This is a genomic window from Paracoccus yeei ATCC BAA-599 (assembly GCF_000622145.1).
Taxonomy (GTDB): domain Bacteria; phylum Pseudomonadota; class Alphaproteobacteria; order Rhodobacterales; family Rhodobacteraceae; genus Paracoccus; species Paracoccus yeei.
The window spans coordinates 101,659-115,427 of sequence record NZ_JHWH01000007.1; the positions used below are offsets into that span (position 1 = coordinate 101,659).

The 13,769-nt window shown below is 67.5% G+C and carries 15 protein-coding genes; 2 read left to right on the forward strand and 13 right to left on the reverse strand.

Translation table 11 applies throughout. The features are described from left to right. The first annotated feature begins 4 nt into the window (after positions 1-4). The gene (locus tag BU28_RS0104560) at positions 5-229 is read left to right on the forward strand and encodes a hypothetical protein (protein WP_028718414.1); all 225 of its coding nucleotides are present in this window, start codon (positions 5-7) and stop codon (positions 227-229) included. Between the two features lie 219 nt (positions 230-448). On the opposite strand, the gene BU28_RS0104565 is transcribed toward BU28_RS0104560, so the two are convergent. Then, entirely contained in the window at positions 449-1,405 is a 957-nt protein-coding gene (locus tag BU28_RS0104565; protein WP_028718415.1) for an L-malyl-CoA/beta-methylmalyl-CoA lyase, read from the reverse strand. A gap of 160 nt (positions 1,406-1,565) precedes the next feature. Here BU28_RS0104565 and BU28_RS0104570 point away from each other — a divergent pair, with 160 nt between their 5' ends. Next, the gene (locus BU28_RS0104570) at positions 1,566-2,426 is read left to right on the forward strand and encodes a D-amino-acid transaminase (RefSeq protein ID WP_028718416.1); all 861 of its coding nucleotides are present in this window, start codon (positions 1,566-1,568) and stop codon (positions 2,424-2,426) included. Between the two features lie 37 nt (positions 2,427-2,463). Here BU28_RS0104570 and BU28_RS0104575 read toward each other — a convergent pair whose 3' ends face one another. The 12 genes from BU28_RS0104575 to BU28_RS0104630 all read right to left on the reverse strand — a co-directional run bounded on the left by BU28_RS0104575 (position 2,464) and on the right by BU28_RS0104630 (position 13,690). Further along, complete coding sequence (locus BU28_RS0104575) at positions 2,464-3,306, reverse strand: calcium-binding protein (protein ID WP_028718417.1); 843 nt, start codon at positions 3,304-3,306, stop codon at positions 2,464-2,466. 163 nt (positions 3,307-3,469) lie between these two features. Next, on the reverse strand, positions 3,470-4,246 hold the full coding sequence (locus BU28_RS0104580) for an amino acid ABC transporter ATP-binding protein (protein WP_028718418.1): 777 nt from the start codon (positions 4,244-4,246) through the stop codon (positions 3,470-3,472). A gap of 10 nt (positions 4,247-4,256) precedes the next feature. Next, the gene (locus BU28_RS0104585; protein WP_028718419.1) at positions 4,257-5,708 is read right to left on the reverse strand and encodes an amino acid ABC transporter permease; all 1,452 of its coding nucleotides are present in this window, start codon (positions 5,706-5,708) and stop codon (positions 4,257-4,259) included. A 1-nt stretch (position 5,709) separates the two neighbouring features. Beyond that, positions 5,710-6,963, reverse strand: a complete 1,254-nt coding sequence (locus tag BU28_RS0104590; RefSeq protein ID WP_028718420.1) for an amino acid ABC transporter permease — start codon at positions 6,961-6,963, stop codon at positions 5,710-5,712. A 105-nt stretch (positions 6,964-7,068) separates the two neighbouring features. After that, positions 7,069-8,094 (reverse strand): amino acid ABC transporter substrate-binding protein, encoded by a 1,026-nt coding sequence (locus BU28_RS0104595; RefSeq protein WP_028718421.1) that lies wholly within the window; start codon positions 8,092-8,094, stop codon positions 7,069-7,071. Positions 8,095-8,229: 135 nt separating this feature from the next. After that, complete coding sequence (locus BU28_RS0104600; protein WP_028718422.1) at positions 8,230-8,964, reverse strand: ATP12 family chaperone protein; 735 nt, start codon at positions 8,962-8,964, stop codon at positions 8,230-8,232. Further along, on the reverse strand, positions 8,961-9,632 hold the full coding sequence (locus BU28_RS0104605) for an HAD-IA family hydrolase (RefSeq protein WP_028718423.1): 672 nt from the start codon (positions 9,630-9,632) through the stop codon (positions 8,961-8,963). The genes BU28_RS0104600 and BU28_RS0104605 overlap by 4 nt, the downstream gene beginning before the upstream one ends. Continuing rightward, positions 9,632-10,672 (reverse strand): RluA family pseudouridine synthase, encoded by a 1,041-nt coding sequence (locus BU28_RS0104610; RefSeq protein WP_036761956.1) that lies wholly within the window; start codon positions 10,670-10,672, stop codon positions 9,632-9,634. The genes BU28_RS0104605 and BU28_RS0104610 overlap by 1 nt, the downstream gene beginning before the upstream one ends. Further along, a complete protein-coding gene (gene crcB / locus BU28_RS0104615; RefSeq protein WP_028718425.1) occupies positions 10,669-11,037 on the reverse strand; it encodes a fluoride efflux transporter CrcB in 369 nt (122 codons plus the stop codon). Before crcB ends, BU28_RS0104610 begins: the two co-directional genes overlap by 4 nt. Beyond that, positions 11,034-12,365 carry a replication-associated recombination protein A gene (locus BU28_RS0104620; RefSeq protein WP_028718426.1) on the reverse strand — a complete coding sequence of 444 codons (1,332 nt, stop codon included), beginning with the start codon at positions 12,363-12,365 and terminating at the stop codon, positions 11,034-11,036. The genes crcB and BU28_RS0104620 overlap by 4 nt, the downstream gene beginning before the upstream one ends. Before the next feature lie 56 nt (positions 12,366-12,421). Further along, positions 12,422-13,012, reverse strand: a complete 591-nt coding sequence (locus tag BU28_RS0104625; protein ID WP_028718427.1) for an acyl-homoserine-lactone synthase — start codon at positions 13,010-13,012, stop codon at positions 12,422-12,424. A gap of 66 nt (positions 13,013-13,078) precedes the next feature. Next, on the reverse strand, positions 13,079-13,690 hold the full coding sequence (locus tag BU28_RS0104630; protein WP_028718428.1) for an autoinducer binding domain-containing protein: 612 nt from the start codon (positions 13,688-13,690) through the stop codon (positions 13,079-13,081). Positions 13,691-13,769 lie beyond the last annotated feature (79 nt).

Genomic DNA, 13,769 nt, shown 5'->3' on the forward strand with positions numbered 1-13,769 from the left:
ATGGATGAAAGACCTGCCCGATCCGGGGATTTTTTCCCCAGCCCGCCCGCTCGCCCGGTCGCGTGCCGGAGCGCTGATCGACCAGTGCCTGGCGGCCCAGACCGTGGCCCTGCCGGGGGCACCCGAAGGCGTCAGGCCGGCCATGGCCGAATCACCCCTGCCGATTCGCCGGCCGCGGCCCGACCCGCGCGGCACCCCGCCCGCGCCGACAGCGCGCCGCCGCGACTAGGCCCGGCGCGACGGTCGGGCGACGGCTTCGGGCAGGATGCGGCATCCTGTCGCAGGCCATTGTAACCGACAAATCAACGTTCTATGACAATCGCCCTGCGGGGCGGCGAACACCCGGCGGGACCAAAAACAACAGGCCCTGCTTGCGCAAGGCCTGCTGCTCCTCCCCTGGCATGGCGGCCAAGCCTCCCCGAATGGCCGCCCAGGTATTCCGTGGCGATCAGGCGCTGATCAACTCTGCCTGCCGCACGATCACTTGTGCCTGACGGATGGACGCTATGTCAACCAGTCTACCCTTGTACACCGTGGCGCCGGCCCCGGATGACCGGGCGTCCTCCATCGCAGCCAGGATCTCGCGCGCCTCGGTCACGGCCTTGTCGCTGGGCGAAAACACCTCGTTCGCCAGCGCGACCTGCTTGGGATGGATCGCCCATTTCCCGACCATGCCCAGCGTGGCCGACCGCAGCGCCTGCGCGCGGAACCCGTCGTCGTCGCTGAAATCGCCGAAGGGACCATCGACCGGCAGGACGCCATGGGTGCGGCAGGCCGCGACGATGGCGGCCTGCGCCCAATGCCAGGGGTCCGACCAATAGCGTGCCCCCTCATGCGCCATGTAATAGTTTTCCTGCGTGCCGCCGATGCCGGTGGTCGCCATCCCCATGCTGGCCGCGAAATCGGCCGCCCCCAGGCTCATCGCCTGCAGGCGCGGGCTGCTGGCGGCGATCTCCTCGACGTGGCTGATGCCGGCGGCGGATTCGATGATGACCTCCAGCCCGATGCGCTTTTGCCGCCCCTTGGCGGCCTCGACGGCGGTGACAAGGGCGTCCACGGCATAGACATCGGCGGCATTGCCGACCTTGGGGATCATGATCTGGTCCAGCCGCTCACCCGCCTGTTCCAGCAGGTCCACCACGTCGCGATACCAGAAGGGCGTGTCCAGCCCGTTGATCCGCACCGACAGCGTCTTGGCCCCCCAGTCCACGTCGCCGATGGCCTGGATCACATTGCGCCGCGCCTGCTCCTTGTCGTCGGGCGAGACGGAATCCTCAAGGTCGAGGTTGATGACATCGGCCGCCGAGGCAGCCATCTTTTCGAACAGCGCCGGGCGCGAGCCCGGGCCGAACAATTGGCAGCGGTTCAGGCGCGCGGGGGGGCTTGGCTGGATACGGAAGGACATCGGCACCCTTTCGGCAATGATGTTTCAATCTCTATATGCAAATGGATAGATAATTGCTGCGTCTGCATCAAGCCCATTCTGCATCTGCATCCCAAGCGGCGCTTGACGCCCCGGCCCTTTCGGCGCAGGACGCCCCAAACCCCTGCGAAAGGAGATCAGGATGACCCGCACCGTCTATCTCAATGGCGACTACCTGCCCGAGGCCGAGGCCAAGGTCTCGATCTTCGACCGCGGCTTCGTCATGGCCGATGGGGTCTACGAGGTGACCAGCGTGCTGCAAGGCAAGCTCCTGGACTTTCCCGGCCACCTGGCGCGGCTCTCGCGCTCGCTCACGGAACTGGGCATGGGCAACCCGCTGTCGGACGAGGAATGGCTGGCGATCCACCGCAAGCTGGTGGACCTGAACGGCATCGACGAAGGCATCATCTATCTGCAGGTGACGCGCGGCAATGCGGGCGACCGCGACTTTGCCTTCCCGCCCCAGGACACGCCCCAGACGGTGGTGCTGTTCACCCAGTCCAAGCCGGGCCTCGCCGACAATCCGCAGGCCAGGACCGGGCTGCGCGTGATCTCGGTTCCCGACCTGCGCTGGTCGCGGCGCGACATCAAGACGGTGCAGCTCCTCTATCCCTCGATGGCCAAGATGGAGGCCAAGGCCCAGGGCGCCGACGACGCCTGGCTGGTCGAGGACGGCTTCGTGACCGAGGGCACCTCGAACAACACCTATATCGTCAAGGACGGCAAGATCGTCACCCGCGGTCTGTCCCAGGACATCCTGCACGGCATCACCCGCGCCTCGCTGCTGCGCTATGCGGCCGAGGCGCAGATGCAGATCGAGGAGCGCCCCTTCACCATCGCCGAGGCGCAGGCGGCGGACGAGGCCTTCTTCACCTCGGCCTCGGCCTTCGTGCTGCCGGTGGTGGAAATCGACGGGGTGAAGCTGGGCAGCGGCACGCCGGGCCCCGTCGCAACCCGGCTGCGCGAGCTTTATCTCGAGGAATCGCTGAAATCGGCGATGTGACAGGACCAGGGGCGCCCGTGCGGCGCCCCTTCCCGTATCAGCCCGAGACCGCCTCTCGCACCAGGGTGACGGTGCCCACATCCGCGACCAGCGTGTCGCGCAGCACGGCCAGGACCCTGCCGTCCACGACCAGCTGCACGTTGCTGCCGTCCTGCACCAGCTCATAATCCTCGGCGCCGGTGTAATCCTCGGCCAGGGTAACGGTCAGGCTGTCCGAACCGTCATAGGTCACGTCCGCGGCGCCGCCGGCATCGCTGCGCAGCATGATCAGGTCGCTGCCGTCCCCGCCGTCCACCAGGTCGTTGCCGCCGGCGTGGATCGTGTCGTCGCCGTCCCCGCCCAGCAGCGTGTCCCGCGCATCCGCCGTGGAATCGTCGGCCGACAGGATCAGGTCGTCCCCGTTCTCGCCGTCGATATGGGCGGTGCCGCCGTTGTCGGTGATGCTGTCGTCGCCATCGCCGCCGGTGATCGAATGGTTGCCCAGGTTCGTCGTGATGGTGTCGTCGCCCGAGCCCCCGTCGATGGTGTCGTCGCCTTCGTCCGCACCCAGGTCCAGCGCGCCATAGACATCGCTGTCCCCGCCCAGAAAGACCTTGTCGTCGCCCGCATCGGCGCTGACGGTATCCGAGCCGTAGCCGGTCCAGATCCAGTCGTCGCCTGCGCCCCCGGATACGGAATCGTCGCCGGCAAAGGATTGGACCGCATCGTCCTCCGCCGTGCCGACGATGGTGTCGGCCTCGTCGGTGCCCTCGATGACGTCGCGCCCGCCAAAGGGATCGCCCGGCGCCTCGGGGCCTTCGTCATCGTCGTTGCTGGACACGAGCGAGCCGATGCCGGCCAGCCCAAGAACGCCCAGCAGCAGGAAAATGGTCTGGTTCATCCGCAGCCTCCAAGGTCTTTCGCGCGACCATAGCCCGCCGCCCTGCCGCCGGGCAACTGCCTGCGCCTTCGCCGGCTTCTTTCTTGTGGAAATATCCCGCAGGGGGAGGCCGCCGCATGGCGGCGGGCGGGGGACGCGAAGTCCCCCCGCGGCGGTGCCGCGTTCAATGCCCCAGGATCTGGCTCAGGAACAGCTTGGTGCGCTCGCTCTGGGGGTTGTTGAAGAACTCGCGCGGGGTGTTCTGCTCGACGATCTGGCCCTGGTCCATGAAGATCACGCGATGCGCGACGGCCTGGGCAAAGCCCATTTCATGAGTCACGCACAGCATGGTCATCCCCTCCTCGGCCAGTTCGATCATCGTGTCCAGCACCTCCTTGATCATCTCGGGGTCGAGCGCCGAGGTCGGCTCGTCGAACAGCATGATGCGCGGCTTCATGCACAGCGACCGGGCGATCGCCACGCGCTGCTGCTGGCCGCCCGACAACTGGCCCGGGTACTTGTGCGCCTGGTCGGGGATCTTGACCTTGGTCAGGAAATGCATGGCCGTTTCCTCGGCCTCGCGCCGAGGGATCTTGCGCACCCAGATCGGGGCCAGGGTGCAGTTCTCCAGGATGGTCAGGTGCGGGAACAGGTTGAAGTGCTGGAACACCATGCCGACCTCGGAGCGCACCTTGTCGATGTTCTTCAGGTCGTTGGTCAGTTCGGTCCCGTCCACGATGATCTGGCCGGACTGGTGCTCTTCCAGCCGGTTGATGCAGCGGATCAGCGTGGATTTGCCCGAGCCCGAGGGCCCGGCGATCACGATGCGCTCGCCCCGCGCGACGCTCAGGTCGATGTCGCGCAGGACATGGAAGGTGCCGTACCACTTGTTCAGCCGGACGATCTCGATCGCGGGGCCGCCAAGCTGGGACTGCGACTGGGTCTGGGATTGGGTCTGCATGGGATGCTCCTCAGCGATGGTCGCGCTTCAGCCGGCGTTCCAGATACATCGAGTAACGCGACATGCCGAAGCAGAGGATGAAGAAGATCGCGCCGACGAAGATATAGGGCTCCCAATAGGCGCCCTTCCATTCGAAGCTGGCGCGGATGGTGTCGGACATGGCCTTCAGGGGATCGAACAGGCCGACGAAGACCACCAGCGTGGTGTCCTTGAACATGCCGATGAAGGTCGACACGATGCCGGGGATCGAGATCTTCAGCGCCTGCGGCAGCACGATCAGCCGCTGCGCCTTCCAATAGTCCAGCCCCAGCGCGTCGGCGGCCTCGTACTGGCCCCTGGGCAGGGCGGCAAGGCCCCCGCGGATCACCTCGGCCATATAGGCGGATGCAAACAGCGTCACCATGATGATGACCCGCAGGATGATGTCGAAGCTGGTGCCCGGCGGCAGGAAGTAGTTGAGCAGCAGCGAGGCCACGAACAGCAGCGTGATCAGCGGCACGCCGCGGATGAACTCGATGAACATGACCGCGAACATCTTGACGACCGGCAGGTCGGACCGCCGCGCCAGGGCCAGGATGATCCCCAGCGGCAAGGACAGCGCGATGCCCGAGACGCCGATGGTGATCGACAGCACGAAGCCGCCGAACTGGTCGGAACTGACCGGCTGCAGCCGCAGCGGCACCAGCCCGGCCAGCGCCTGCGCCACCGGGCCCGACAGCCAGAGCCACCAGACGACCGCCGCCGCCACCGCCGCGAAAAAGGCGAACATGCCGAACCGCGCCAGGGCCCGCCAGACGGCAAAGCCCAGGCCGAAGCCCGCCAGCGCCATCGCCGGCCCCCAAAGCGAGCCGCCCCACAGCAGCCAGACGGCGGCAAAGGGATAGACGCAGCTTGCCAGCAGCGCCCAGGCCGGCCGCGTCTCGATCAGAAGCGCCCAGGCCAGCATCAGGACTGCCATGCCGGCCAGCGCCGCGGCGGGGGCGCCGAGGATCCAGGCGATGACGAAGCTCAGCACGACAGCCAGGCCCACGACCGTCCAGCGCGCCCGCCGGCTGTCGGAAAACAGCACCGGCGCCAAGGCCAGGAACAGCAGCCCGAAGGCCAGCACCGGCCGCCAGTACAGCGCCGGCGGATAGAAGCCGAAGACGAACTGGTTCCAGCGGTGCTTGATCAGCGCAAAGCAGGCGCCGTGGGCATCGGGTCCCCAGGTTTCGGCGATGATCCGGCGGCAGTCGGCCATGCCCTCGGCGTTCCAGACCGAATGGGACAGCCAGGGACCGACGGTGCTGACGACCAGCCAGACGATCCCCAGCCCGAGCACTGTCAGGACGATGTTCAGCGGGCCCGAGAACAGGTTCTCGCGCAGCCACTTGATGACTCCCCGCTCGGCCACCGGGGGCGGCGCCGGCGGCAGCATCGTGTCGCGCACGAAGGCCGCGGTCTGGGCGTGGGTCTCGCTCATCTCAACGCTCCTTCAGGCTGACGCGGGCGTTCAGGACGTTCATCCCGCCCGAGATGATCAGGCTGAGGATCAGATAGACCCCCATCAGCAGGACCATGCATTCCATCTCGCGCCCGGTCTGGTTCAGCGTGGTGCCGCCCAGCGTACCGCGCAGGTCCATGTAGCCCACGGCGATCGCCAGCGAGCTGTTCTTCATCAGGTTCAGGTATTGCGAGATCAGCGGCGGGATGATGACCCGCAGCGCCTGCGGCAGGACGATCAGCGACATGGTGCGCCCCGGACGCAGGCCCAGGGCGAAGGCCGCCTCGCTTTGCCCGCGGCTGACGGCCAGGATGCCCGCGCGCACGATCTCGGCGATGAAGGCCCCGGTATACAGCGTCAGCGCCAGCCACAGCACCACGAAGCTGTTGTCGAGGTTGATGCCTTCGGCAAAGTTGAAGCCGCGCAGCACCGGCGGGATCAGGTGCAGCCCGAACCACCAGGTCAGTGCCCCCAGCGGCAGGGCGAACAGCGCAAGCGTGATCCACCAGGTCGCGGGCCGCCGGCCGGTCGCGTCCTGGATGCGCTGCGCGCGCGCCCGCAGCAGATGCCGCCCGATCAGCGCGGCCAGGATCGCCAGGGCATAGATCGGGACCGCCCAGCTGATCGCCTCGCGCCCCATCTGGATCGAGCCCGGCGGATTCGTCATGCCGATCGAGGGGATCGCGGTATAGCGGTTCGTCGGCGCCACCATGTCGAACAGGATCATGCCGGCGGCCGGATTCTCGCCCCGATAGGCGTTCGGGGGCGGCATCACCTCGGTAAAGATCGCCAGGATCACCAGGATCCACAGAAGCAGCGGGATGTTGCGGAAGATCTCGACATAGACGGTCATCAGCCGCGCGATCAGCCAGTTCGAGGACAGCCGCAGCACCCCCACCAGCACCCCCACGACGGTGGCGGCGATGCAGCCCAGCACCGTCACCTGCAAGGTGTTCAGCAGGCCCACGACGGTCGCCCGCAGATGCGTGTCGTCCGAGGTATAGGGGATCAGCTGCTGGGGAATGTCATAGCCGGCACGCCGGAACAGAAAGTCGAAGCTGAGCGTCTTGCCCATGATGGCAAGGTTTCTCAGCGTATTGTCGATCAGCCAGCTTGCCAGCAGCATGACCCCGATGAACACCGCCGCCTGGATCGTCAGCGACCGATAGCGGCGGTCGTAAATCAGCATCGACAGACGAAAAGGCGGATTGGCCGCGCCCGGATAGGTTGCCATATGTTACCCCCTGTTGGCCGGCCGCCGGGTCTTGTGCCCGTATTCTTGCCGGCGTCGGAATGAAACGGGCGGGGTCATGGCCCCACCCGTCCCGTTCGGCAGCAATCAGCGGAAGGGCATCGCGTACATCAGCCCGCCCTGGGTCCACTGCGCGTTCAGCCCGCGCGCCAGGCCGATGGGGGTCTGTTCGCCGATGGTGGCGGCAAAGATCTCGCCATAGTTGCCGCCGGCCTTGATCGCGCGCCGGGCCCATTCGGCGTCCAGCCCGATCATCTTGCCCAGGTCGTCCGTGGTGCCCAGCAGGCGCTGCACCTCGGGGTTCTGCGAGGACTTGGCCAGTTCGTCGATGTTGGCCGAGGTGACGCCGTATTCCTCGGCCGCGACCAGCGCGAACAGCGTCCAGCGCGCGATGTCGCCCCAGTTGTTGTCGCCGTGGCGCACCGCCGGCCCCAGCGGCTCCTTGGAGATGATCTCGGGCAGGATGATGTGGTTTTCCGGGTCGGCGAAGGCCGCCCGCGTCGCCGCCAGCCCCGAGGCGTCGGTGGTATAGGCGTCGCAGGCGCCGGCCATGTACTGCTGTTCACCCTCGGCGTTGCTGTCGATGTTGACCGGCTGGTAGGTCATGTTGTTGGCCTTGAAATAGTCGGCCAGGTTCAGTTCGGTCGTGGTCCCGGTCTGGATGCAGATGGTGGCGCCGTCCAGCTCCTTGGCCGAGGACACGCCCAGGTCCTTGCGCACCATGAAGCCCTGGCCGTCGTAATAGTTCACGCCGATGAAATCCAGCTTCAGGTCGGTGTCGCGCTGGAAGGTCCAGGTCGAGTTGCGCGCCAGGATGTCCACCTCGCCCGAGGACAGCGCGGTGAACCGGGTCTGGCCCGTGGTCGGCACGAACTTGACCTTGGTCGCATCGCCCAGCACCGCCGCCGCCATGGCCTTGCAGAAGGCCACGTCGAAGCCCGACCAGTTGCCGTTTGCGTCGGGTGCGGCAAAGCCCACCAGGCCGGTATTCACGCCACAGTTCAGCACGCCGCGGGCTTTGACCTCTTTCAGCGTGTCGCCTTCAGCAGCCATGGCCCCGGACGCCGCAAGGGCGAAGGCGGTGACCGTGCCGAAGAGTGCAGATTTCTTCATGGAGTCCTCACTGTTGTTCCTGCGCCCCTGGGATGGGGGCGCGCAGAATCTGGGGCTGGACAGGCTAGCCCGGTTGAGCCGAGGGACAAGAGCATTGCCCCCATAAGCGGCATTGTGCCGAAGCCGGGCAGGGCGTCAAGGAATAAGCCGAACCGCCGGGTTCACGCGGCTGAGTTGCCAGAACCGCTGCGAATGGCGCAGCGCGTCCAGCCGGGCGCGGGCCGCGGCCTCGGCCTCGTCGTCGCGGCCCCAACGTTCGGCCTGAAATTCCTCGTCAATCCGGGACAGGGCGTGGGACTGATCGGCATCCAGCCGGCCGCGGATCACCGCAAGCCCCAGGATCAGCGAACCCGGCAAGGTGACCAGATCGTGCAGCGCCGTCAGCCCGAACGGGTCCAGCGCCGAAACCTCTGCCCGCAATTTCAGCAGCGCGCCTTCGTCCTGGGGCACGGGCAGGACGCCGTGGGTAATGCGCAAGGGCGCGCCCAATTCGGTCGCGGCCCAGTCGATCAGCGGGTCCCAGCCCCGGGCCTGGGCCTCGACCAGGGCCTCGGGCGCCTCGGCGCGATAGGACAGAAGGTCGGTGCCGCCATAATCCGACAGCATGGCCACCACCGCGTCGAACTGGGGCGTCACCCGTTCGATGGCGGAATTGGCCGAACGGGTCAGCGGCATGGTGTTGGGGTCGATCACCGAAACCTGCGCGTCCCATTCCGCCGCAACCGCCCGGGCCAGGCCTTCGGTCGGCAGCACCAGAGGCTGCTTGCCCGGGGTGCGCAGCGCCCGGTCGTCCAGCCGGACTTCCCAGCCCGCGCCGGTGTCCTGCACATCGGCGGCGGTCCAGAACCGCCGGGCTTTCCATTCGCTCATGCGGCGCGCTCCTCGGCCCAGTCCAGCAGCGCGGCGGTCAGCGCGGGATAATCGGGCGCGACCAGCACGGCCCCGGTCGCGTGCAGCCGCTCGGCCGGGTGATAGCCCCAGTCGACGCCAAAGCCCGTCATGCCGGCGGCCTGCGCCATCTCCATGTCGAAGCTGGTGTCGCCGACCATCACCGCCCGCCCCGCCGGCACCCCGGTTTCGGCCAGCGCGCTTTCCAGCATCGCCGGATGGGGTTTCGAGGGATGCCCGTCCGCCGACTGCCGGGTCGCGAAGCGCCGCTCCAGCCCATGCGCCGCCAGGATCGCCGTCAGCCCGCGCATCGGCTTGCCGGTGGCGATGCCCAGGGTCACGCCGGGCAGCGCGGCCAGCGCATCCAGGCAGTCCAGCGCGCCGGGATAAAGCGGCGGATGCCGGCCCGCCGCCCGCGCCGCGACAAAGGCGGCGCGATAGCCCTCGACCACGCGGTCGTGCAGGTCCGGCCCCGCGCCCGGCAACAGCTGCGCCACCGCGACCGGCAGCGACAGGCCGACGATGGACAGGATCGCCTCGGGTGCAAGCTCGGGCAGGCCCGCGCCCGAGATGCCCAAGTTCATCGCCTCGACGATCTCGTGCTGGCTGTCGACCAGCGTGCCGTCGACGTCGAACAGGACCAGGCGCATCATGCCTCCTCGAACGGGTCTTCGGGCACGTCGCTTTCGGACCAGCCCAGGGTCTGCCAGGTGCGCGCCATGTGGTCGGGCAAGGGGGCGGTGACGGTGACCAGCTTCTTGGTGATCGGATGCTCGAACCGGATCAGCCGGGCGTGCAGGTGCAGCTTGCGGCTGATCTCGCCGCCCAGCTGGGCGCCCCAGCCGTCGCCCAGGTTTTCCTGCCCCGAGCCGCCGTACTTGCCGTCCCCGACGATGGGGTGGCCGATCTCGGCCATATGGGCGCGCAGCTGGTGGGTGCGGCCGGTGACGGGCACCATCGCCACCCAGGATACGCGGCCGCCCAGGGCCGACAGCACGGCGTAGTCGGTATGGGCGCGCTTGGCGCCCTCGGTCGCGGCCACCTCCGAGGGGTGGACTGCGACCATCTTCTCGCCCTCGCCCATGCGGCCGCGGCCCGGCGCCTTGACCAGGCCGTACTTGATCGAACCCATGCGCGGATGCGGCACGCCCGCGACGGCCGCCCAATAGATCTTGCGGGTCAGCCGGTGCCGGAACGCCTCGGACAGGGATCGGGCGATGCGGTCGGTGCGCGCCAGCAGCAGGACGCCCGAGGTGTCCTTGTCCAGCCGGTGCACCAGCTTCGGCCGGTCCTTGTAGCCGAACATCAAGGCCTCGGTCAGCCCGTCCACATGCCGGTCGCCCTGGCCCGAGCCGCCCTGCGAGGGCAGGCCCGGCGGCTTGTTCAGCGCGATGATATGGTCGTCGCGCCACAGCACGGCCGACTGGATCATCTCGGCATCGGACTGCTTGACGCGGGGCTTCGCCGCCGGCGGGGGCGCGCTGCCCTCGGGGATCGGCGGGATGCGCACCTCCTGCCCGGCCTCGATCCGGGTGTTGGCCTTGACCCGGCCTCCGTCGACGCGCAGCTGGCCGGTGCGGCACATCTTTTCGACCGCGCCCTGGGTCAGCTGGGGAAAGCGCTTCTTCAGCCAGCGGTCCAGGCGCTGCTCGCCCTCGTCCGCGCCGATGCGGATCACCTGCACGCTCATGCGAAGATCCCCCGGCCAAGGGCCAGGCCCGCCGTCACCGCCATCAGCGACAACAGGACCGAGGCCGCGACATAGCCCAGGGCCAGCGCCGCGGCGCCCCGTTCCCACAGGGTCAGCGTGTCCAGCGAAAAGGCCGAAAAGGTGGTATAGCCGCCCAGCACGCCGGTCAGCAGCAGCGGCGCCAGGTGCTGACCGCCCCGGAACGCCAGGCCCGCGGCCAGCAGCCCCATGGCAAAGCAGCCCGTGACGTTCACCGCCAGCGTGCCCAGGGGCAGCGTGGTCAGCCGCCCGGCCAGGATGGTCACGCCGTAGCGCGCGGTCGCGCCGACGGCCCCGCCGACGGCCACTTGCAGAAAATTGTTCATGTCTTGCCCTCTGTCCGCCGCTTCTGGCGCAGACCGGCGAACCATTCAACGCGCTTTTTCAGGTCGCGTTCAAAGCCGCGCTCGACCGGAGCATAAAGCACGGGACGCCGCATGCCCTCGGGGAAGTAATCCTGGCCGGAAAACGCATCCTCGGCGTCGTGGTCGTACTGATAGCCCGCGCCATAGCCCTGATCCTTCATCAGCCCGGTCGGCGCGTTCAGGATATGCGCGGGCGGCATCTGGCTGCCCGTGCGCCGCGCCAGGTCGCGCGCGGCCTTGTAGGCGACATAGCCCGCGTTGGATTTCGGCGCGAGCGCCAGATAGATCAGCGCCTGGGCCAGCGCGAGTTCCCCCTCGGGCGAGCCCAGCCGTTCGTAAAGCGCCCAGGCATCCAGGCAATGGCGCTGCGCCGCCGGGTCGGCCAGGCCGATGTCCTCGACCGCCATGCGGGTGATGCGGCGGGCAAGGTATCGGGGATCCTCGCCCCCCTCCAGCATCCGCGCGAACCAGTAAAGCGCCGCGTCCGGGTCGCTGCCGCGCACGGATTTGTGCAGCGCCGAGATCAGGTTGTAATGTTCATCCCCCGACTTGTCGTATTTCGCCGCCCGCCGCATCAGCCGCTGCGCCAGCTGGTCGGTGTCGAGCTTGCCCTGGACCTTCCAGGCCATCACCTGCTCGATCAGGTTCAGGGCGGCGCGGCCATCGCCATCGGCCATCTCCAGCAGCCGTTCGCGTGCCTGGGCGGTCAGGGGCAGCGCCCGGCCCAGTTCGCGCTCGGCCCGCTGGGCCAGACGCTCCAGGTCGGCCAGGCTCAGCCGTTCCAGCACGATCACCTGGGCGCGCGACAAAAGCGCGGCGTTCAACTCGAAGCTGGGGTTTTCCGTGGTGGCGCCCACCAGGACGATGGTCCCGTCCTCCATATGCGGCAGGAAGCTGTCCTGCTGCGCCTTGTTGAAGCGGTGGATCTCGTCGACGAACAGCAGCGTGCCGCGGCCCTGGCTGCGGCGAAGCCGGGCGGCGTCGAAGACCTTGCGCAGTTCCGGCACGCCCGAGAAGATGGCCGAGATCTGCACGAAGGCCAGGTCGGTTTCCTGCGCCAGAAGCCGCGCGATGGTGGTCTTGCCGACCCCCGGCGGGCCCCACAGGATCAGCGAGGACAGGCTGCCCGACCCCAGCATGGCGCCCAGCGGCCCCTCGGGCCCCAGCACCTTGCCCTGGCCCACGACATCGGACAGGCGCGCCGGCCGAATGCGATCGGCCAGCGGGCGGTTCGCCTCGCGCGGGGCGGGGGCGCCCTCGTCGGGCGCGGTGTCGAACAGGTCAGCCATGCGGCCGGCAGTCTACGCCGCCCGCATGACCGGCGAAAGCCCCCCGCATTCGCGACCTAGTGCATCTTGGTCGCAAGATTGATCGACACGCACTGGAAGTAACCGTCGTCGATCCAGACCACCGGGCCCATCGCCTGCGCATCAAGGCCGCAGGGCGAGAGCCAGCGCGGCCAGGTCGAGGCGACCAGGCAGACCAGCCGGGTCGCCCCCAGCGCACGCGCGGAATTGGTCATCTCATGGACCAGGTTCAGGTGGACGCGGCGGCGTTCGCGCTGCGCGATGCTGTGATCGACGAACAGACGGCTGGCTTCCCAGGTGCCGGGATCGACCGGGGCCGGTCCGTCCAGCAGGTTCTGGGGAATCGAGCCGCCCAGCAGGTCAAGCTGCGCGTCGCGGATCATGTAGGAATACATGCCGCATTTCGCCGTGGTGGGCGTCAGACGGACTCCGGCAAGGACCTGGCCGTTCTGGTGGATGGCGACCCACCGGCTCATCGGGGTGTCGTATTGGTCGAACTCCATGTCGTCCGTCTGGGGCAGGTCCCAGCGCTTCTGGACGATGAAGCTTTGTTTCCGCGCGCGGAAGATATTTGCAAAAAGCTCGCCGTGGTTATGCAGGTTGGCGAAGGAAAGCGTGGTGGTCTGCATGGTAGTCTCCTGGGGTTGTGGTGGGTGGTGGCCCCCAGGTGGTACCGCAGTCAGGGCGGACCGTTTTTATAGCAAGCGGTAATCCTTGGCCCTTTGCAGCGCCTCGGCAGTCGTACGCGCCATGAGACGTTCGCGCGCCGATATGAGACGTGCCTTGAATGCGCTTTCCGTGATACCAAGTTTGGCAGCCGCCGCTGCGTGACGATCACCCTCTGCGATGCACCGAAGGGCCTCTTGTTGAGCCTTGGTCAGGCTCTCCGGCGGCTCTGTGATGTCGTGGAGCCGTCGTATCGTTGCCGAGATCACCTCGATCTCGTCATCCGTGAATTCCCGCTTGTCATGCGCAAAGGCCGCGATCGTGCGCGACTTGATCGGACCGTAGGCGACGGCCAGCCCGTATTTCAGGCCGTGGTCGGCGGCGTCCTGCAGGATCGAGAACGGGTCCGGGATCGGCAGCACGCTCCAGCGACAGGCGCCGGTCGTCGAGAAACCCCAGGCGATGGTGGGGTCGCGCAGGGCATAGGCCCGCTCGGCGTACCGATTCGACCATTCCTTGTTGTAGGTCTGGAACTGCATCAGAGGTGCAGCAAAACGGATGTGCAGGCCGACAAAATAGCCGGCCGGCGCCAGCTTCTTGAGCTTGGCTAGGGCTGCATTGATTTCCGCGCGAGACGACATGACTAATGATACAGATTGAGTTTTTCGGTGCTTAGGGCCAAAATGGCATAGCCGTTACTGTATTCAAGCATTGCCTGTC